This window comes from Bacillus sp. FJAT-27916 (assembly GCF_001183965.1).
In the GTDB taxonomy this organism is placed as follows: Bacteria; Bacillota; Bacilli; order Bacillales; family Pradoshiaceae; genus Pradoshia.
The window spans coordinates 1823844-1844531 of record NZ_LFZV01000001.1 but is presented as its reverse complement, the minus strand read 5'-3'; the positions used below and the strand labels follow the sequence as shown (position 1 = coordinate 1844531).

The following is a 20688-nucleotide window of genomic DNA, read 5'->3' as shown; positions in this document are numbered from 1 at the left end:
ACTCCCCTTTCATTCTATATCTCTATTATAATTGAGAGCGTTTTCTTTATTCGATTGCTGATTTCATCGGCATGTTACATGATTGGTGACATCCATGCAGAATTGTTACCTTAATGTATGTTTACAAATCTCACGCCAGGTCGGGATGGTCCATTTTTCATAAAATGATGCCATCTTCTCAGGTGAGACAACCATTCCGTCACGAATCCACTTAATCAGTAAAGTTGTATGAGATGCCGCATAAAAATAGACGGTATATTCTTTGTCCACCTCTTCCAAATCGACATCCCGCAATGCATTTCCCAGCATGCTTGTTGTATGCTTCAACAAAAATTCCTCAAATGAATTCTGGCCGGAAAACCGGCTTATTTTCGTGTAAAATTCTCGATCCTCGTAAATTCGTTGATAAAGCCATTCCATGATCACTGTCGGAGCCAAATCATGAAGCGAGTATAGTTTTCTTAATTCAGCAAATGGCTGCGATAAACTATGCCAAATAATTTGCTCCATGATGTCATTCTTATCCTTAAAATAGGTATAAAAGGTTTTGCGAGATACATTCGCCTGTTCACATATTTCTGCCACTGTCAGCTTCTCAAAATTCTTCTTCAGCACCAAATCACGGAATCCGGTGATGAGTTTTTCCTTTGCAGATTGGGTTTCTATTTCTTGATACATATAGTGGTTATCCATTGCACCGCCTCGTTTATTGTTTGCTATTACTATTATAGCATTTGGACTTCATAATTCTTTGCCGTTTCTATTTGGTTTAGATGGATGAACATTTAGGCGAAAAGCGTACTAAGAAAAAAACGCATGTATTCATTCATGGATGACAGACAGCATTGATTTAATTGATCGTCGGAATAGTGATTTTCTCTTTTTTGTGGATGTCTTCCGTACCTGCTTTTAAAGCCGTCTTATAATAAAAGCATTTGTGTTCAATGACTTCCATTGTCTTTTGAAGTTCTAACATCTGTGCTTCAACGGCTGCCTTCCGTTCTATAAACATCTCATACCTTTGCTGCAGCGTCGTATCCCCTTCCGAACACCACTCTATGAAAGTTCTGATTTCCTTAATGGGCATCACGGTATTCTTCAGACATTCGATGATTCTTAGTGCTTCGATATCTGATGATTTAAACAGACGTGTACCATTCTCAGAGCGCTTCACAGAAGGCATGAGACCTTCTTTATCGTAATAGCGCAATGTATAGACGGTCAGATTTAATTCTTTTGCGACTTCACCAATAGAATATGTTTTCACCATTAATCCCCCTTTCTATGCATAACCTACCTCGAGTCAAAGCTAATAATATGTTCGGATAATACCACGCTGCTTATCCATAGTCAAAACGATCTTCCACTGTATGAACTATGGCTTTGACAACGTGTTGATCTCGTTAAAACTACATCAGAAGCAAACGTATGACATTAAATCAGGTCCAATTCTTCTAAAAGAGGTCTCCCATGGTTTTCTAGACATTAGATATTTGTCATAGAGGATGACTAAACTAAAAGAGAAATCTTGTAGTCGTTTGAATTTGTGGATTGCTTCGTAAATAAAGGAAACATTTTCTTAAAGATTCCACTCATTTATTTCCTGTACTATCATTATATTAAGATAATCTTCTAAACATTCAAAAATGACAGGGAAGGATGAGTTTATGTTTTCTATTATTATGGCCTACTTTTTACTCTATAGCTTCTTAGGCTGGGTATGTGAAGTGGTGTATTGCTCTTCTCAGGAGAAACACTTTGTTAATAGAGGATTTTTATCTGGGCCAGTCTGTCCGATATATGGCTGTGGAGCAATAGCTGTTCTATTTTTCTTAGAACCCTTTCATACAAATGTATGGCTTACATTTCTTTTCGGAGCAATAGCGGCCAGTTTAATAGAATATATCACCAGCTATCTGCTTGAACGGATATTCAAGCTGCGATTATGGGATTATTCTACGTATGCCTTTAACCTGAATGGCCGCGTCTGTCTGAAAAACTCCACCTTATTTGGGTTATTGTCGGTCGCATTGATTTTTATCATTCATCCAGCCATGCAACAGGCCATTCGTTCACTGCCAGAATACACACTTCAAACCGTCGTTTGGTTATTGTTCACGGTATTGATGGTTGATTTCATCACCACCATCAGCTCTTTTGTGGATTTACGAAAAAAAGTCCAAGAGGTGTATCAATTACTGGAGGATATTAAAGGAGAGTTTGAGAAGAATAAATATTTGATAGACGAAGAGTTTAACCAAAGGAAAGAGGAATTCTCTATTGAACTAGCACACCGGATAAAACAGATGGAGGCGCGAATCAGCTTACTTCTAAACACAACAAACGCTCAGCATAAAAGAATTTTGCAGGCATTTCCTAAACTTCAGTCACGTTCGTATAAACAACTAAAGTTCAGCAAGGTCAAGGATGAATTAAAGAAAATTTCACTTGAACGATTGAAGAAATGATTACATAAAAGGTTCCTCCTCGTTTTTAAACTTAGGAGGAACCTACATATATGGAAGTCCGTTAACTTAAAACAATCATCCATGGTAACGTATTAGGCAGTCATACAATAATTCTCCGCTCCCTAGATTCCATTCGATTCAATCACTTTTTTGTACCAATAGAAGCTGTCCTTTTTGATGCGCCGCAGGTCATGAGTGCCTTCTTCATGCTGATTGACATAAACGAACCCATAGCGTTTTTGAAAACCGTTCAGCCAGCTTAGCAGATCCGTGAAAGACCAAACACAATAGCCAAGCATGTCTACTCCGTCTGAAATGGCATCCTGAATGGCTTCAATATGAGCTTTCAGGTATTCAACTCGATAATCATCATGAATCGTGTCGTTTTCCTCTACCTGATCGAATTCACCGAGACCATTCTCACTAATCAAAATCGGCAGGTCATATCGGTTCGTGATCCGGCGAAGGGCCACCCTTAATCCTTGCGGGTCAATATTCCAATCCCAGTTCGTACGCTCTAGGTTCGGATTCTTCGTCGTTTTGAACAAGCCGGGGATACCTGAATCCGTTGATGTCCCTTTAATGCCGGTCGTATTCATTTCACCGGCGCCTACTCCTTCTTCCAGCGTGTTCACTTCAAAGGTTGTGCTTTGGTAATAGTTTAATCCCATGAAATCTGGCTTGCCTTCTCTTAAGAGTACAAAGTCGCCTTCTTCCACTTCAGGCGCAAGGCCTTCCTCAACCAGGTAGTTCCACGCGGCCTGCGGATATTTCCCCCATGTATAAATATCCATCCACCAATGGCTGTTTAAATCCTCCGCATTTTCAGCTGCCAGTATATCCTGCGGCCTAGATGATGCTGGATAGGCTGGAGAGTAAGCGAAGCTAGGACCAATCTGGCCATCTGGTACATACTGTCTGAATGCCTTGATGGCACTGGCATTGGCAAGGTTTGCGTGATGATTCACCTGATAAAACAGCTTCGTGTCTTTTAGACCAGGCGGATGGGAGCCTTCATTATAGCCATGGCTTGTAAAGATATTTTGTTCATTTAAACTGACCCAATACTTCACACGATCGCCGAAGCGCTTGAAACATTCCACGCTATAATTCGTGAAATCCTCAATAATTCTGCGAGATTCCCAGCCGCCGTATTCGTCCTGAAGAGCCTGCGGCAGATCCCAATGATACAAAGTCAGAATAGGCTCAATTTGATAATGAAGCAATTCATTAATGAGGTCATCATAAAAGGCGATGCCCTGCTCATTCACCTCGCCTCGTCCATCAGGAAAAATACGCGGCCAGGAAACAGAAAATCGATAGGCCTTCAAGCCCATTTCTGCCATTAAACGAACATCTTCCTTATAGCGATGATAATGGTCTACTGCCACATCTCCTGTCGTTCCCTTAAATGTCTTACCAGGAATACGAACGAATTGATCCCAATTGCTGACGCCTTTTCCATCTATATTCCATGCACCTTCAACTTGATAGGCAGCAGAGGCTGCCCCCCATAAAAAGTCCGTCGGAAACGGTTTCTTTTTTTTATGCATAAATAAGTATTCTCCCTTCCTTTTGCTCCATTATCACTTACAAGATCTGCTCAACATCTTCCGAAATCAATGGAAATTCCTTCTGACGCTGCAGAAAGTGATGCAATGCTCCAATTAAATTAGAGTCATTGCCAAACTGACATCGTTCCACTTTAACCGTTAAACCCTCTGACTCATATTTCATTTGCTGTAAGGTTTCATTGATTTCCTCGATAAAGCCCTCACGATGACTGATCGCCCCTCCAATCAAGATTTTCTCCGGGTCGAGGATGAACTGTAGATTATAGATGCCGACCGCGAGGCGACGCATAAATTTATCAATTTCGTCCTGTACATCCACGTCTCCCTTTTCAGCCATTTCAAAGATTATCTTGCCTGTCAGGGCTTCGGGTTCAAGATCCTTTCTCTTAGCAACCTGTTTAATCAATCCGCCTACTGCCGCTAAGGAACTATAGGTTTCGACTGGGTTGGAACCGAGATAGCCTTCCATTATCATATAGCCGAATTCCCCGGCAAAACCGTTCTTCCCATGTCGAATCTCCTTATTGAGAACGACTGCACCGCCTACGCCTGTGCCAATCACAAGGCAAAGAAAATCGTTCACATCCTTTGCTGCGCCAATCCAGCCTTCCGCCAATCCAGCACAATTTGCGTCATTTTCCAGTTCAACTGGCAAACCTGTCCTGCTTTGAAGAAGCTCTTTCATATTGGGACCGTGAATATACGGAAGTGCGGTAATCCCCTCTATGATTCCGCTTTCGACATTCACGGCACCTGGCATACTAACAGCCAGCCCTGTTAGGGGGTAGGTTTCCTTGAACTTATCCACAATCCCCCCTATTGTATCGATAAATAAAGCAAGACTTACTTTAGGAGTAGGAAGGGAGGATTTTTCAATGAAACCGCCCGTTTCATCCATAAGAGCATATTTAATGGCAGAGCCTCCAACATCTAGTACCGCATAGTAATTCATCATTTAACCTCCACCAATCCAATTTTCTTTCTTTTTCATTGGAATCTCGTCTTTGTATCTAAGAAGCAGACAATCTAGCAAAATTTGCTTAACACGATTCTCTGATAATTATTTCTGAGTCTATAAAGACCGGTTTTAGTTGGGATCGGTCATTAATTAAATCATCAAGCATATAGGCGGATAACTTACCAAATTTCTCTTTATCCTGTTTCACTGTCGTTAGTTTAGGAGAACTATACCGACAGGCGGCAATATCATCACAGCCAATTAACCGGATATCTTGAGGGCAGGTTAATCCAGCCTCTTTAATCGCTTGCAATGCCCCAAGTGCCATCATATCCGACGTAGAGAAAACAGCCTCAGGCAGCTGGTTGCTTTGAAGAATTCGCTTCATCGCCACATAGCCGCTTTCCTCATGAAAATCTCCATATTGTATCCAATCCTCGCAAATCTCCAATCCAAATTGATTCATCGCATCTAAGAAACCTTGCTTCCGAAATTTAGACACGGGTGAATCAAATTTACCGCCAATAAAACCGATTTTTTTGATGGCGTGCAGGTAGAGATATTCAACCACTTTTCTTGCCAGTCCTACATTATCTGTCATGATATAGCTTGCCTTTGGCCCTTTTAGCTCAATATCGATTCCGATGCATGGCAGTCCCTCTAAGGCGAGATCATAGGTCGATTCCTCAACCTCTTCTCCTGCGATAATTAAGCACCCATCCACATTGAAATGACGGCATCTTGCTAAATAACTGCCATTATCCGTATGAAACTTTTCGTTCGAAAACATGATAATATCATATCCAAGCAGCCCCATATTTTTCTTAAAGGAAGAGATAACTTCATTAAAATATGGGTGGGTCATATCTACATTAATCCTTCCTGCATAGATTAGCCCAATCAAATTTGACTTTTTTGTTGCGAGCGACCTTGCAGAGAAGTTGGGCTCAAAGCCGCTTTGATGAATAATATCCATCACTTTCTTTTTGGTTTTTTCACTAACTCCCTCATAATTATTGATCACCTTTGAAACAGTACCTTGTGACACATTGGCCATTTGTGCAATGTCTTTAATCGTTAAATTCATGGTAATCCCTTCTACGTTTGATTGATTTTGTTCTAGTCGCTGATATTTATTTCTGTCATAAATAATCAATTGGATAGGATTTATTATTTCACAGATCCTTCTGTAATGCTCGAAATAAACAACTTATTAAACAGTAAGAACACGACTAACAACGGAACAGTTGCCCAGAATACCCCTGACATGATCATCCCAAAGTCCACATCCCGCGTATTGCTTAATTGAGCTAATGCCACTTGAATGGTGTAATTCTCCGGATCTCTTAATACAGTAAACTGCCAGAGGAATTCTCCCCATACGGCGGTGAAAACAATAATCCCAAGTGTCGCAAATGCCGGCAGAATAATCGGTACGACAATACTGCGATAAATTCTAAAATTGGAGCATCCGTCCAATTTCGCCGCTTCAATCAGCTCATCAGGAACCGATTTACTGATATATTGCCTCATCAGAAAGATGCCTAAAGGGTTTAAAAAGAACAGCACCATAACACCTGGTAATGTATCAAGCAATCCTGCTTTCGATATCAGGAAATATTGAGGAATTAACCCTAATTGCGGAGGGATAATCATTGTTAACAAAATGGCGACAAAGAAAATGTTTTTCCCTGGGAAGGTGAATTTCGCAAATGCATATCCAGCCAGTGAACTAATGAGCAGAACAACGATTGTGACAATGGCACAAATGACAAAGGAGTTCCACATAGACCCAAAGAAATCAATGGAATTCAATACCTTTTGGAAATTTTCGACGAGCATATTCCCTGGTGTTATAGTTGGAGGAATGGAGTTAAAGGCTGAACTCGGTCTCGTTGCCATAACAAACATCCAATAAAATGGAAATAAAGATAACAAGGAGGTAATACCCAATAAGAGATAGACAAAGAATCTTCCGCCTGAGAATTTCCTCCTCTTTTCTGTTCGTTTCATCGTTCACCCCTCCTTTTTCTTCCAATACCAGATGTTAAGTAAACATTGATTGCCGCAAACGCTGAGATGATAATCAATAAAATAATGGCTGTTGCAGAGGCCGTTCCAAAGGATTGTAATCTAAACGCATCACGATATAAGTACATCACAATTGTCATCGCTTCATCCCTGGTAAAAGCGCCTGTACCTAAGAAGACAGTTGGTTCAGAAAATAACTGGAGTGCTCCCACGGTAGATGTAAACACCGTCAAGATAATAAACGGCTTCAGCAAAGGAATGGTTATGTACCGGAGCTGCTGGAATTTGCTTGCACCATCAATGGTGGCCGCCTCATACAAATCATTGGAGATACTTTGAATCCCCGCAAGATAAATGATGGTGTTATAGCCGACCCATCGCCAAAATACCATAATGGAAATGGCAATTTTCGTACCCCATTCTGAACTTGCCCAGCTTACCGGATCAAGTCCGGCCAGTGATAATACATAATTGGCTAAGGAGGATTCGTGGTTGCTGAACAGCACACTGAAAATGAGGGCTACTGCCACCATTGAAGTAATGTAGGGCATAAATATGGTGACTCTGAAGAAGTTCTTAAATCGCAGAAACGCCATATTCAACAAGTAGGCAAAAAGGATACCGAATACAATTTGAGGAGCGGTCCCCATAATTCCCATAACAATCGTATTGTAAACCGATTTCCAGAATAGGGGATCGGTTAGGACAAGCTTGAAATTATCCAATCCTACAGAGACCATCGGACTAAGCCCATTCCATTTTTGAAAGGCTAAATAAAAACTAAATAAAACGGGATACAACCCAATAATGGCAAAGATAATAAAGAAAGGAGCAATGTATAGATAAGCAGAAAACATATCTTTTCTTGCTTCCGATCGATACCGCTTCTTTCTCTCCTTGACCCCATTTGTGACCGTATTTGCTTTTGGCAGATTCATTATCATACCCCTTTTCCCATAAAAGGCGGGAGTGGCGCTCTTTAGTCCGAGCCACGCCGAAATCCCACCTTTACTAAACTAGTGAACTACCGACTTAATAATGCCTTGGAGCGCTTAATTGCCTCTTTCCACTCTTTCTCAGGGTCCGTTCCATTGTTTTGAACGTTCTTTAAGGCATTTAATACTTCGGAATAGATTGGGAAGTATTTCTCCCCTTTGTAGACAGCCCCATTAATATCCTGAGCCGCTTCTGCAAATACTGGTGCGGTTGATTGTCCACCAAAGAATTCATCTTTGTTATTCTTGAAGTCATCCATTTCATAGACCGATTGGGCAGATGGGAAAAGACCCTTGTCTTGGAAGGATTTCAGCTGGTTTTCTGGTGAGACTAACCATGCTGTAAATTTATAAGCTTCCTCAGCATTTTTTGTTTCACTTGGTATGGAGATGAAAGAGCCTCCCCAGTTTGCGGCAAATTCTGATGGCAATGTCGCCACTCTCCATTTACCTGATGCCTCCTGGGCATTGCCTTCCATCCAGCCCTTTAACCATCCGGCGCCTAGTTCAGCAGCAAAATCCCCTTTATTCACGGCATTCGCCCACTCCGGCGACCACATTTCAAATTTGCCGACAATACCCATTTCATTTAGTTTCACCGCATAATCATAGGCATCTTTAACGGCATTGCCCTTCTCTTCAATCAACAACTCCCCTTTGGAATTAAGGAATGTTGTTTCAGCGCCATCCAAATAGGCCCTGAATGCCATTTCAATACTATCGATAAATACCTTTCCTGTTTTTTCTTTCACTTGAAGTCCTGCTTTTTCAAAAGCTTCAGGTGAATTGATTAAGGCAGATACCTTTTCTGGTTCAGTCGGCAAGCCTGCTTCTTCAAATAGATCGGCTCGATAATACAAGGCCTTTGGTCCAATATCAGTCGGCAAACCGATTAAGAAGTCACCACTATCGTTCTCCCCTGTTTTCCATTTCCAATCCAAGTATTGATCTTTAATATCCTTTGCGCCAAGATCATATAAGTTTTCAAAACGGTCCTGGGCTGCCTTAAACCGGTCTAGCTGGTCAATTTCAAGCATGGTAATGTCCGGTGCTCCGCTGCCGGCAGATAATGCTGTAAATAAGGCATCATGATGCTCAGCTGTCTCCGCTGACCTTACTTTAATCTTCACACCAGGATTTTCTTTTTCATATTCCTTCGCTAGTTCATCATAGTTCGTTGCACCAAATGTCCAAAAATCCAATGTCACATCGCCGTTTTTCCCATTTGCAGCAGAAGATTCATCATTGTCCTTACATGCCGCCAATGACAAAGCCAAAGCCGTTGTCAGACCAAGCGCAGCCAATTTTTTTAAACGTATCACTTGTGGTACCCCCTATTATCGTTTTATCAAGCGTTCACTCATTGAACCATCCCTGTAAAAGCATGTGAAGCCATCCTTATTCATGACTCCCTCCTTCTCCATTCAATTTTTGTAAAAGATGATAATAGCACCGCCTTTAAGGAAACCGGTTTCTATAAATCACTGTCTGTATGTAAAATAAGTATGGATGAAACCGCTTTCAATAGTGATTATAAATGTTAAATTATGAAAAAACAATAAGTTTTTTGAATTTTTAGCAATATTTTAGAAACCGCTTTCCAAGAATTATTCCGCACAGAGCCAAATTCTAAAGAAGAATGGCAGATAAAACGGGTAATTGGACAAAAGTACGAGGAAGTTATTCTTTAAACAAAGCTTTCATTATCTGTCCCCTTCTGCATGGTTCATAAAAAAGAAACCTCTCGTTTTATAGGAACGAAGAGGTTTCTTGCTTATATAAAATCCTACACATATTAGCTATAAGTCATTCCACCATCAATGATGACAGATTGACCAGTCATATAATCTGAATCAGATGAGGCTAGGTAAGAGACAAAGGACGCTACATCCTCTGGTGTTTCAGATCTTCCGAGTGCAATGCCATCGACAAAGGCCTTGAAGGCTCCTCCTTTATCCACTTTCATGTACGGTGCCAATTTTTCATCAAGATAATCCCACATATCCGTGCCGACGATACCTGGGCAATACGCATTAACCGTAATACCATAAGGTGCGAATTCCTGGGCAGCTGATTGGGTCAATCCGCGAATGGCGAATTTCGTTGCTGAATAAGCGCTGAGCAAGCTTGCACCTTTATGTGCGGCAATACTTGCGGCATTAATGATTTTGCCACCGCCTTGTTTCTTCATCTGTTCGCCGGCTGCCTGCAAGCCGTAAACCGTTCCAAAGACATTGATGCTGAAGATTTTTTCAAGTTCTTCAGGCGTGATATCAAAGATCGGATTCACTTGGGCAATACCCGCATTGGATACATAAACATCCACACATCCAAAAGCTTTAACCGTCTGCTCAACAAGGGAAAAAACGTCTTCACGCTTACTGACATCCCCTTGAACTGCCATGGCCATATGGGTTCCGCTTGTTTGAAGAATTTCCTGCTCAACCTCTTTCGCTTTATCGATATTTACATCATTTACGACAACGGTGAACCCATCCTTCGCCAGACGGTGAGCAATTCCCCTTCCAATTCCAGATTCAGCTCCTGTTACAATCGCTACACGTTTTGTTTCAGACATTTCGTTCACTCCTTTTTTTAATTTAAAAATAAAACCAACCTCCGTTCGTTCGGTTCATTTATTGCTCGGCAATCCATCTAAAAAACCCCTTACGAATAAGGCTATTAGGCATAGGACCTCTCGTAGATATTACCGCCATAATTCCAGCAGCAGAAAATAGTGGCCATCATCGGAAATAAGCACTTACTGACAGATGAAAATGTACGCCTGATGACAAAGTAAATCTAAATTAAAAAAAAGAACCAAAATGGCTCCTTTTCATGTTCATCCTTCGTTTGGTGTATTAGGGATCGATCGCTTCGCTAGGAAGTATCCAATGCCGAGTGTCAGTATCGTCAAGATGACTTGAATAATCAGATGGGCATTTGCTGGAATGATGGCAGCCAATTTTTCTTCGCTGACAATCATCTCCCCCGCTGTCCATGCAAGGATTCCTGCCCCAATATAGACGATAATTGGGTATTTATTCATGGCATTCAAAATGAGTCTGCTTCCGAACACAATAATCGGAATGCTGACAATGACACCCAGCACAATGGCACCAAAATGACCGTCAGAGGCCCCTGCCAATGCCAACACATTATCTAAAGACATTACGGCATCAGCCAGAATAATGGTTTTAACAGCAGACCAGACAGTCTTTCCGCCCTCCTGATGTTGTTCGTTCTCCGGCAATAACAGCTTGATGGAAATCCAAAGAAGCATCAACCCGCCGATTAGCGTCAAGTAAGGAATGTCTAATAAAGCGACGACAATAGCAGCGAATAGAAGGCGCAGTACAATTGCCCCAAAGGTTCCCCAGAAAATCGCCTTGTTTTGCAGCTCTTTCGGCAGATTGCGAGCGGCCATAGCAATGACCACCGCATTATCGCCGCTCATGACAATATCAATGACGATGATCTTTACTAGGACAACCACCGACAGCCCGAATATTTCCATTTCATTCACCTCTTAAAAGTTAAGTCACAGGTTGTTTAGGAATTCATATAAACAGGGAATGACTTTATTTTTCAATAATTCTTTTCCAACCACATCTTCTTTAGTTTGGCTCGATTGCAAGAAAAAAACCTAAAATATAAAAACGGTATATATGAATGTGGAAATGAAAAAGACACCTGTTTACCAAGGTGCCTTTTGTAAAATATGATGGAGTTGATCATTTTAGGGAGAATCTGCTGTACCTCCCTTACTTAACGAAATATCCACTAATCACGAGCTTGCCAATGATCCGTGCAATAAAAATATTTGCTGCGTTTTACTAGCAGCACAAACTTTCATAACAAATTAGAAAAAGACCTATGTACGACAAAAGCCAAAAAAAGAACTGACTAATGCCGGTTCTCATCATTGCCGCAATCTATTCCTGTTGTTAAATTCTTTCTTGATAATGAATCCGCTGCTCTCTTTTATGATAGTCTCTGCAATCCACTTGAAGGATAATGCTTTTGGTAAAGAGAGAGCTCTTTTTCAATTTCTATCTCTAGCTGGTCATTATTTAAAACATCGATTTTTATTTCAGTTATTTTATTGGGATCTTTATGGATGATTTCCTTTTGAATATTCTCTATGTGGTTCTTCCAGCTTTTTTTGTCGAGCTTTTTAATCATCGTTAGTTCTTGCAAGGCAATTTGTTGTTGAATAATGAAGGCTTCTCTATGGCTGTTTTGATTATCTAATGTGCTTTGAAGTTTTTTCAGCCTTTGCTGATATTCAAGGATTTTTTGGTTGTGCATCTCGATTATTTCAGAAATGGTCCCCAAGTTTTGCTGTTCTTTCACTTTTTCCCTGATGAAATTCTTAGCAACCTCTTCCCTGTCTGTCTTTACATACTGTATGATGATTTGATCTAAGCTATCAATCCTCATATATTTGCTCTTTTGTTTCTCTTTTAAGTATTGTCCTATTGCTTTATGTTTGTTTATAGCCGTTCCTACCGTTTGAATATCTCTTTCAAGCACCTTGATTGCGCCATCCAATTTGTAACGATAATCATGTAATTCCTCGATAAATATATCTATATCTGTCTTGAAAAACCGGGTAATCTTTTTGTATGTTCTTTTCATGCTACCTTCGCCCTTAGTTGTATTATGGATTATTTCCTTATCGCCTGTCTGTCATTTTCCTCATCACCTTAACCGTTCTTTCCTTTCTCCTCTCTAGCCTTTTCTTCCTAATATAACATTTTACACTTTTACTGTAAGTAAATTCTAATTCTAGTTTACCAATTCACTCTTTTTTATCAACTAAACTGCATTGAAACGATCGTTTTAGCGAGACCAAAAGGACTATTAACTTCCTCCTAGAATTGAGAGAAATTACAAGGAGGAATAGGAAGATGGATATGCTATACTCGTTTATGCTCTTATGAGTAGTTAGTGTATGATTGGAGGAAATTGAAATGGGTTGTGGTTGTTCAAATCTGCGTGACGGCAAAGCCATCGCGGACTTAGTAAGAAGTAAAGGCAAGGATATGTATCCTCCTCAAGTCAAACATGAAATCACATGTGAATGCGGGGAAACTTTCACACTAGAGACAGTCATTATGAGCTGCCCTAAGTGTGAAATGACCTACGCTGTAACTCCCTGCAGTTCAGATGATCAAAATAATATCAAACCAGCAGGTATCGGGTATTAATAAAAGACTGACCAATAGCTCTATCAAGAAGACTGTTGCGTCAGTCTTTTTTGTTTTGTGAGCCCATTTGGAGCTCTTCGCCCATCTATTGGATTATATCGCACTAACAATGGTAAATTCGCCCTTAAACGTATAAATTTCGCCCATAAATGTCATGTTCAGCTTAACTCTCCACTGTAATCAAGCTTCTTTACCTCTCGCATGAGCTAAATGGAATGATTTCAAAGGTTTACACATAAAATCAGCAAATTTTATGTGATATCCATCAAAAAACGAGCTCCACAATGAGATACTATTCCCACCAGATTAACGCTTGTCCCATTAGCAGGAAACCATATAAAAAAGGCGAGAAACAATAAGTTTCCCGCCTGTTCAATCCTCATTCTTTATTGCCCAGAAACGTCAAATCGATCGAGTAATGCTCGTGCTTCATCTGTCGAGTTGGTATTCATTAATTGGTTCCGCAATTCACTTGCCCCTCGGAACCCTTTCACATATATCTTAAAGAAGCGTGTCAGCGGCTTATATGGACGGGCTTCTTGCTTGGAGTATTTATCATGAAGGTCAAGGTGAAGCCTTAAGAGATCGAGCAACTCCTTACTGCTGTGTTCTTTCGGCTCCTTTTCAAAGGCAAATGGATTCTTGAATATACCGCGGCCAATCATGATTCCATCTACACCGTATTGTTCGGCAAGCTTCATGCCCATTTGCCAGTCAAGGATGTCTCCATTTATGGTTAATAGAGTCTGAGGGGCCACCTCATCACGAAGCTTCTTAATCTCCGGTATGAGCTCCCAATGGGCATCAACCTTGCTCATTTCCTCCCTAGTCCGAAGATGGATGGACAGATTGGCAATGTCCTGCTTCAGGATATGGGTGAGCCAGCCTCGCCATTCATCGATCTCGGTGAAACCAAGTCTTGTTTTCACACTTACCGGCAGACCGCCTGCTTTAGCAGCCTCGATTAATTCTGCCGCCAATTCAGGACGGCAGATCAAGCCGCTCCCCTTCCCGTTATCCGCCACATTAGGGACTGGGCAGCCCATATTGAGGTCAATCCCCTTGAACCCCTGCTCCGCCATCCCGATACTCATTTGCCGGAAGAATTCAGGCTTATCTCCCCAAATATGAGCCACAATCGGCTGTTCATCTTCCGTAAAGGTCAAGCGCCCTCGAACACTGCGATTCCCCTCAGGATGACAATAGCTCTCGGAATTAGCGAACTCCGTAAAGAATACATCTGGTTTGGCAGCCTCACTTACAACATGACGAAAGACCACATCCGTCACATCCTCCATTGGTGCCAATATAAAAAATGGCCGTGGTAATTCAAGCCAAAAATTCTCTTTCATCTTTCCGTTCAAATCCTCTCATTAAAGCGATATCAGGCCTGCTTAAAAACAATTAAGGCCTTCTTTCTTATCTCCTTCTATTATGATTGACCAATTTTTATTAAACTTTCATCCGTCTTTTTGACTTTATTTATTTTAACGATTCCTGAAGAAAAGTGCAAAGAGAACATGCAATAGATGTTGCTGGATTAATTTCTTCAATGAATAGCAGGACCGTATGGACTTTTCTATAAGCATTATGGAAAATCGAAAACAAAAAGGCGAATGACCTGATCGACCACTCACCTTTTTTCTACCTTTATGTTGAGAACAGCTACCTCGAATACAACCAAAGCATGTGATGCTCCAATTGCTTTTGGACGGTTTCTTTAACGGTTAAGCAGTTTGTCATTCTCCATAATAATAGGCTTTGAAGCAATCTTCGCATAATCCCCTGTGTTGATATCGTAGCGTTGCATTAGAACATGGTATAGTTCTTCCTTAGTCTTGAACTTTGATACCTGGAAAGGCATTGATTGAGCCAGTTTTTCGATGAATAGATATCCATCCCCTTCTTCCAATAAAACCCCGCTATGTCCGATGAAGAGATTCTCTGTTTCAGGATAGTGCAAGAATACATTTACCCAAGAAATGGAATCATTATCGAAGGAAATGTCCCTCTTCGCCCATTCCTTGACAATGCTCTTAGCGTGCTCTTTCACATCCGTCGTTTCAGAAGCTGATATTGGATAAAAGATGTTTTCAAACTTCTGCTGATCCGCTTTACTCATCTTTGCATTTGGGTTATTCTCGATTGCATTCAAATCAAAGATCAACTCAGGGCTTTCCTCTGTTATGGTACCGCCAGAATCCACCAGATCTTTTATCAGCATAAATGAGGTGATACGACAGTTAAGGTCTATATAAGGAAGCTGCAACTCTTCCCACCTAGTAAAAAGCTGATTTTCATCGTACGGTGCATTCGCGGTATTTATCGAAACAAAGCCATGTGGGGCGATATCCTCCATCCCTTGTTTGCTATTGTAATCTTCGACCGTTTTCATAAACCAATCAATAGTTCCACCATCAAATCCTCTTGTTTTCATTAAATCAAGAACTCGATTCTGCGCGCTTCCATCTACGAGATTGGAATATTCATAAGAAAGCGCAGCTTCTTGGACAACACTTTCGTTTTCTTTTTCCATTGTCGAATTTGAACACCCTGTAAAGAGCAGCGTTGATGTAAGTAGTACGGGAAGTAATAGATTCTTCATGGTGATTCTCTCCTTAATATTTGATTAGTATTCTTAGATACATTTAATAGACGGACAAATCCGCCTAAAAGTTTTCCTCTCTTTTCATTTTTGTCAAGAAGAGATGAGGGACGACACAAACCTTCTTTTAGAATAATGAGGATTAGACAACTTAGAGAACAACTTATCGTTTATGTTGTTCTTTATTGTATAGATTTGATGTTCCTTGTGGAAAATCTCTTAATGACTTAGTTCATCTATCTAGATTCTCCAATCTCAGTCCGGAGAAAAGGATTTAAGAGAGTCAAGCTATATTTAGACCACAAAAATCTGTAAGGACATGAAAAAGGTACTTGCGTGAGAAGCCGGCATACACCTAGAATGAAACGTATGTTAAATAAAAAAGGAAGCTCCTTGTAAAAGAAGCTCCCTCATAATTAGTGATGGCATCGTTCTATTTCGTTTTTAATCCGCCCTCTTTCATGTACCGAAAAACAGGGATTTCATCCCCTTTTTCAACTGGAATGAAATTAAAGGTTACATAGCTGTCAACCCCTTCAGGCTCAAGTGCCAAGGCGATATAATTGGCATTCTGCTGGTCCATCTTGAACACATAGCTGCCGGCCGGGAAGGTTTTCTTCTTCGTAGTGACTTCTGTCGTCACCTTATTGGTGTAGTGTCCGCTTTCTTGCTGATTCGACACTTTATTGTCCGTTACTTTATAGCTCTCGACCGATAAGGAGGACGATTTCTTCAATTGCTCTACCTTCACACCGAGCACCTTTAGCTTATCGGCAATATGATGATAAGCAGGAGGAAGGATATAAGCGGTCGGCCTTTCCCTCTCCAAGGTAGCGTAGGCGTTAGTCGAGCTTTTCCAATCGATTGGGATATCGACCTTAGCTGCCTTAGCGAGATCTACGACAGTCAGCTCTTGGTCAGGAACAAGCTTATTTTCGCTTGTGATCACAATCTGATCATCATCATTCGCGTTCTTTCCTTTCGTCACGATCGTTTTGCGAGCCTCTTCAACTGTCCGTTTAACCTTTTCCGCATTCTTGACAGTCGACTTAATAAAGTTCGCTTGGGCCGTCACCTGGGCAAATACCCTTCGTTCAAAGTCCGCACGTCCGATATTGATCCCTCTTGTTTCAATCAGATAGGTGAAGGTATTCTTCAACCCAAGCGCATTACGGCCTATGCGTGCCTCCGTGCTTCCCTCTTCTGCGACAAGCTTGCCGGATTGCGAGGAGGATAAGGTGTAATAATCATGGAACGATAGCTTTTCCTTCTTCAATGCCTTTTGAACATCCGGCAGCAGCAGCTTATCAGAAGTCTTCCGAAGCTTCTCCGGAATATTCAAGTTCTTCGCAGATGAAATTAAGACATCATAGGAGGCAATGGAGCCCTTGTCCCCGTATTTATTTAAAAGGGAAGAATTCACTGTGTATTCATGCGTATCCAGAACAACATCTGGCTGGTATTCATTAATGGCCTTATAAACCGTACGAACCTCAGGATACTCCACCTTCATATAATCCCTATTCGCATCCATATCCGTTGCAATGAAGCGTTTAAAATAATACGAACCATCAGGATTGATTCTCGGCACGATAATGATATTTGCCTTATCTAGGACATTGCCAAGCTTTCCTTCCGCTATCATTTGCGCTAGGACCAGATTCGATTCTCCGGCAGCGGGTTCATTGCCGTGAATTTGCCCCTGCACCCAGATGAGTGGCTTTTTCTTGTCTTTCTTGATGTTATCAGGATTCTTGCTGAATATGATCATCGGAATCTCCCGTCCTTCAAGCGACTTGCCGATGATTTTATAGCTCATATGCTTATTCTTTTTGCTGAGTTTCTTTAGGAATGCGGTCATTTCCTCCTGGCTGGTGAAGGCCGTTTTGCCTTTGGCAAAGGCGGGTGTTTGAAAATCTATTTGGGGTTTAGGGAATAAATGTGAGATATTATCTGGCTGAATATAGCTTGGCCCCTTTCCATAGTAAGGTATGAAGTCATCAGCCTCCGCAGCAGACGTCGGCAGGCCTGGCAATAGCAAAGTACTTCCGATAGCAAGGGCAATGGCAGCATGAGCAGTTTTCTTCGTCAATTTATTCATACGTTCCTCCTCATATCCTCTTTACTGCCATTATTCGCCGAAATTCTCCCAAATTCCTTTTTATTTCCAGAAAACAGGAGAATAGAATCCTATACGATTTTAGGCAACCTAGAAAACAGGTACGAAGCCTCAGTGAAAACCTTCCTACTTCAAGCAAACTTGCCTCTTCTGCACACGAATAACTTTCTGATTATAGCCTGCCCATTTTGCATTATAGTTTAAACAGAACAAGCGCTAACCCTAATGGATTAACGCTTTCATAGAAAAACAAACCCCGACTAGCCTTCACTAATCAGGATTAAGATTTCCCTTACCTTTTCAATTCGTATATTTTCCCTATCTGTTCAGCTAATTCATTAAAATGAATGAATCTTGCTTTTCTCAAGACCTCTTGTCCTTCAATAAAATATAACAGCACTTGTACTGTTATAATATTATAGCAGCCGCAACCTTCGGCACATCATTTGCATCAATATACCCTAAACGGATCAGCGGATAGTGTCCGAGCAATTCCCTCAATTGCGGTAAAACAACATGGCAGACACTGCACTCCTGCCTTGGGATATATAAAAAGCTCATATTATTTTGTTGCAGAAAAATCTTCAATCTTATTCAAGGAAGTCAATTCTTCTATTTGCTTTATGCTTTCAGCTCCTCGTTATACCCCTAAAAGGCTTATTTCAAAACTAACCTTGCTACACTTTCCACCTACTTGGTCTTCAACAAACGCCCTTGATTGTTTAAGTACGTTTCTTCACGAACTTTAAGTACAAATCAAGAATCTAAGGTATTGCAGATATTATATGGGTTATATTATAAAATCAAAAAGTAGCTAAAAGAGTAACAGCTTTATTTATATGAAAATACAACCCCCAATATATATGTCAATACCGTTTTAGTTTTCCCCACTATCACCGGAATAAAATTCCCCACTGATGCCGTTACTTCGATAACGCTGCTGGATAAATCCCAGCCTTTTTCTTTTCCTTCAAACGATACGAATCTCCTTTGATATTGAAGGTAACCGCATGATGAAGGAGTCGATCTAAGATGGCAGTCGCTAAGACATCATCCCCAAACACTTTGCCCCATTCTATATATGATTTGTTCGAGGTCAAAATCATCGCTCCATGTTCATATCGCTTGGATACCACTTGAAAAAAGACATTTGCCGTCAACTCGTCAAAAGGAAAGTATCCCACCTCATCAATAATCAATAAATCTGGACGGCTCCATTTTTGTGCCAATTTAGGAATGCTTCCTTTTGTTTCTGCCTTACGGCATTCTGCCACCATTTGGTCAGCCGTCAAAAACAAGGCGGTATGTCCCTTTGCCAGAGCTTCTAAGGCAAAAGAGAGGGCGAGATGGGTTTTCCCTACACCAGGTGGCCCTAAAAGAAGACGATTCTCTCCATTGGCAATAAACCGGCAGGTAAGGGTTTCCTTTACACGTTGCTCATTGATGCTTGGCTGAAACGTAAAATCAAAGTCATGAATGGTTTTGGTATAAGGAAGTTTGGCGCGCTTGATTCGATTTTCTAATTTAGCTGATTCTCGACGTTCCCATTCCTGTAAAACAACCGTGTGCAGAAAATCAAAATATGATACATTATGGGTAGAAGCATTCTCTACCAGATCATCCAATTGACTGGCTGTGTCATGCCAGCCCAACTGGATGAGTCGTTCTTCAAGGCTGGATTTCATTCTGATTCATTCCCCTCGAGTGCGGCGTAGGTGGCTAGAGATCGAGCTTCCACCTGTGGAGTAGAAGGACAGAAATCCGGGGTCGGCAAACCAGGGGAGTTCTGTTGTTTCTGCTCTTTTTGTTGTTCTTCTGACTTCTCATAGTGCTCCAACTGAATATGCATATGTGCTTTTCCTGTCATAATGGGATGTTGGGCAATGCGGTCTTGTGCATCGTATATTTCCAACTGTTTGTCCAATGTCACTTTCAACTTAACTTTCTGACCGGCATACCGAAAAGGGACAGAGTATTTCTTTCCTAAGTAAGAGACAAAGCAATCTCTGCTTACCTCCCGCACTTCCCAATGGCTTGTTGGGAATAACGGCTTTATTCCCCAGGCTTGAAGCTGTGGCTGTTCCGTTTGCCAACGCTGAACCGGCGGTTCTTGTGTCGTTTCATTTTTCTTTTTATTAGCTGTTTTGTCCAACCATATCTGTATGTCATGATTCCATGCTTCCAGCGTAGGTTCATGTTTTCGTTGAAAGAAATTTTTCTTTAGGTAATCCACCGTTCTTTCTACTTTTCCTTTCGTCTGTGGGCGGTAGGGTTTACAAGCTTTCGGGACGACCCCATAGTAGGCTAAAAAATCTTCAAACGTACGATTAAAACGAATCTCTGTTGGACTGTGCTTTGTCACGACGGTTTTCATATTATCATAGAGAATCTGATTCGGAATGCCGTTAAAATAGGAGAAGGCATTCATGTGACATTTCATCAATGTTTCGAGCTTCATATCTGTCGTAAACTCAATATACTTCATCCTGGAATACCCCAGAATCATGAGAAAGGCATAAACCTTTTGTGGATGACCATCCATCACTACTTCACCGACTTCCGCCCAATCCATTTGAGCTTGCTTCCCAGGAGGTGTCTCAAATCGCCTAGTGGCCTGTTTCTTTGGTTGTGCCCGGAAGGGCTGCACAAAATCTCGTAAAATTGTACTCTTCCCCTCATACCCCATTGCTGTAATTTCTTCAAGCAAGACCACGCAATTTGTGGT

Annotated in this window: 18 protein-coding genes; 2 read left to right on the top strand and 16 right to left on the bottom strand. The window is 41.1% G+C overall.

Features of this window, described 5'->3' with window-relative positions:
- Positions 1-105: 105 nt before the first annotated feature.
- Both AC622_RS08915 and AC622_RS08910 read right to left on the bottom strand, forming a co-directional pair.
- Positions 106-693, bottom strand: coding sequence for a TetR/AcrR family transcriptional regulator (locus AC622_RS08915; RefSeq protein ID WP_049670751.1), 588 nt, complete (start codon positions 691-693; stop codon positions 106-108).
- 157 nt (positions 694-850) lie between these two features.
- The gene (locus tag AC622_RS08910; RefSeq protein WP_049672868.1) at positions 851-1267 is read right to left on the bottom strand and encodes a MerR family transcriptional regulator; all 417 of its coding nucleotides are present in this window, start codon (positions 1265-1267) and stop codon (positions 851-853) included.
- 400 nt (positions 1268-1667) lie between these two features.
- Here AC622_RS08910 and AC622_RS08905 point away from each other — a divergent pair, with 400 nt between their 5' ends.
- A complete protein-coding gene (locus AC622_RS08905; RefSeq protein ID WP_049670750.1) occupies positions 1668-2468 on the top strand; it encodes a putative ABC transporter permease in 801 nt (266 codons plus the stop codon).
- Between the two features lie 122 nt (positions 2469-2590).
- On the opposite strand, the gene AC622_RS08900 is transcribed toward AC622_RS08905, so the two are convergent.
- From AC622_RS08900 to AC622_RS08860, 9 genes are all read right to left on the bottom strand, one after another.
- Positions 2591-4021: a glycoside hydrolase family 1 protein gene (locus tag AC622_RS08900; RefSeq protein WP_049670749.1), complete on the bottom strand. Its 1431-nt coding sequence runs from the start codon at positions 4019-4021 to the stop codon at positions 2591-2593.
- 37 nt (positions 4022-4058) lie between these two features.
- Complete coding sequence (locus tag AC622_RS08895; RefSeq protein WP_231589498.1) at positions 4059-4997, bottom strand: ROK family protein; 939 nt, start codon at positions 4995-4997, stop codon at positions 4059-4061.
- Between the two features lie 85 nt (positions 4998-5082).
- A complete protein-coding gene (locus AC622_RS08890; RefSeq protein ID WP_049670747.1) occupies positions 5083-6087 on the bottom strand; it encodes a LacI family DNA-binding transcriptional regulator in 1005 nt (334 codons plus the stop codon).
- Between the two features lie 83 nt (positions 6088-6170).
- Positions 6171-7013, bottom strand: coding sequence for a carbohydrate ABC transporter permease (locus AC622_RS08885; protein ID WP_049670746.1), 843 nt, complete (start codon positions 7011-7013; stop codon positions 6171-6173).
- The gene (locus tag AC622_RS08880; protein WP_049670745.1) at positions 7010-7969 is read right to left on the bottom strand and encodes a carbohydrate ABC transporter permease; all 960 of its coding nucleotides are present in this window, start codon (positions 7967-7969) and stop codon (positions 7010-7012) included. Before AC622_RS08880 ends, AC622_RS08885 begins: the two co-directional genes overlap by 4 nt.
- An 86-nt stretch (positions 7970-8055) precedes the next feature.
- Positions 8056-9348, bottom strand: a complete 1293-nt coding sequence (locus AC622_RS08875; protein ID WP_082197091.1) for an ABC transporter substrate-binding protein — start codon at positions 9346-9348, stop codon at positions 8056-8058.
- Positions 9349-9821: 473 nt separating this feature from the next.
- Positions 9822-10604: an acetoin reductase gene (locus AC622_RS08870; RefSeq protein WP_049670744.1), complete on the bottom strand. Its 783-nt coding sequence runs from the start codon at positions 10602-10604 to the stop codon at positions 9822-9824.
- Between the two features lie 264 nt (positions 10605-10868).
- The gene (locus AC622_RS08865; RefSeq protein WP_049670743.1) at positions 10869-11543 is read right to left on the bottom strand and encodes a TerC family protein; all 675 of its coding nucleotides are present in this window, start codon (positions 11541-11543) and stop codon (positions 10869-10871) included.
- A gap of 467 nt (positions 11544-12010) precedes the next feature.
- Positions 12011-12562 (bottom strand): hypothetical protein, encoded by a 552-nt coding sequence (locus AC622_RS08860; RefSeq protein ID WP_156185598.1) that lies wholly within the window; start codon positions 12560-12562, stop codon positions 12011-12013.
- Between the two features lie 440 nt (positions 12563-13002).
- On the opposite strand from AC622_RS08860, the gene AC622_RS08855 reads away from it, so the two are divergent.
- Positions 13003-13239 (top strand): hypothetical protein, encoded by a 237-nt coding sequence (locus tag AC622_RS08855; RefSeq protein ID WP_049670741.1) that lies wholly within the window; start codon positions 13003-13005, stop codon positions 13237-13239.
- A 386-nt stretch (positions 13240-13625) separates the two neighbouring features.
- Here the strand turns inward: AC622_RS08855 and AC622_RS08850 are convergent, their stop codons facing one another.
- The 5 genes from AC622_RS08850 to istA all read right to left on the bottom strand — a co-directional run.
- A complete protein-coding gene (locus tag AC622_RS08850; RefSeq protein WP_049670740.1) occupies positions 13626-14591 on the bottom strand; it encodes a tRNA dihydrouridine synthase in 966 nt (321 codons plus the stop codon).
- A 368-nt stretch (positions 14592-14959) separates the two neighbouring features.
- Complete coding sequence (locus AC622_RS08845) at positions 14960-15844, bottom strand: DUF4300 family protein (protein WP_049670739.1); 885 nt, start codon at positions 15842-15844, stop codon at positions 14960-14962.
- Between the two features lie 433 nt (positions 15845-16277).
- A complete protein-coding gene (locus AC622_RS08840) occupies positions 16278-17945 on the bottom strand; it encodes a M14 family metallopeptidase (protein WP_049670738.1) in 1668 nt (555 codons plus the stop codon).
- Between the two features lie 941 nt (positions 17946-18886).
- Positions 18887-19648 carry an IS21-like element helper ATPase IstB gene (gene istB / locus AC622_RS08835; RefSeq protein ID WP_049669381.1) on the bottom strand — a complete coding sequence of 254 codons (762 nt, stop codon included), beginning with the start codon at positions 19646-19648 and terminating at the stop codon, positions 18887-18889.
- Positions 19645-20688: IS21 family transposase (gene istA / locus AC622_RS08830; protein WP_049670737.1), on the bottom strand; the 1044-nt coding region annotated here is incomplete at its 5' end. The genes istA and istB, both read right to left, overlap by 4 nt.

Coding starts and splice junctions, on each gene's coding strand:
- AC622_RS08915 (WP_049670751.1), bottom strand. CDS start 693: ATGGATAACCACTATATGTATCAAGAAATAGAAACCCAATCTGCAAAG.
- AC622_RS08905 (WP_049670750.1), top strand. CDS start 1,668: ATGTTTTCTATTATTATGGCCTACTTTTTACTCTATAGCTTCTTAGGC.
- AC622_RS08900 (WP_049670749.1), bottom strand. CDS start 4,021: ATGCATAAAAAAAAGAAACCGTTTCCGACGGACTTTTTATGGGGGGCA.
- AC622_RS08895 (WP_231589498.1), bottom strand. CDS start 4,997: ATGATGAATTACTATGCGGTACTAGATGTTGGAGGCTCTGCCATTAAA.
- AC622_RS08890 (WP_049670747.1), bottom strand. CDS start 6,087: ATGAATTTAACGATTAAAGACATTGCACAAATGGCCAATGTGTCACAA.
- AC622_RS08885 (WP_049670746.1), bottom strand. CDS start 7,013: ATGAAACGAACAGAAAAGAGGAGGAAATTCTCAGGCGGAAGATTCTTT.
- AC622_RS08880 (WP_049670745.1), bottom strand. CDS start 7,969: ATGAATCTGCCAAAAGCAAATACGGTCACAAATGGGGTCAAGGAGAGA.
- AC622_RS08870 (WP_049670744.1), bottom strand. CDS start 10,604: ATGTCTGAAACAAAACGTGTAGCGATTGTAACAGGAGCTGAATCTGGA.
- AC622_RS08865 (WP_049670743.1), bottom strand. CDS start 11,543: ATGGAAATATTCGGGCTGTCGGTGGTTGTCCTAGTAAAGATCATCGTC.
- AC622_RS08855 (WP_049670741.1), top strand. CDS start 13,003: ATGGGTTGTGGTTGTTCAAATCTGCGTGACGGCAAAGCCATCGCGGAC.
- AC622_RS08850 (WP_049670740.1), bottom strand. CDS start 14,591: ATGAAAGAGAATTTTTGGCTTGAATTACCACGGCCATTTTTTATATTG.
- AC622_RS08845 (WP_049670739.1), bottom strand. CDS start 15,844: ATGAAGAATCTATTACTTCCCGTACTACTTACATCAACGCTGCTCTTT.
- AC622_RS08840 (WP_049670738.1), bottom strand. CDS start 17,945: ATGAATAAATTGACGAAGAAAACTGCTCATGCTGCCATTGCCCTTGCT.
- istB (WP_049669381.1), bottom strand. CDS start 19,648: ATGAAATCCAGCCTTGAAGAACGACTCATCCAGTTGGGCTGGCATGAC.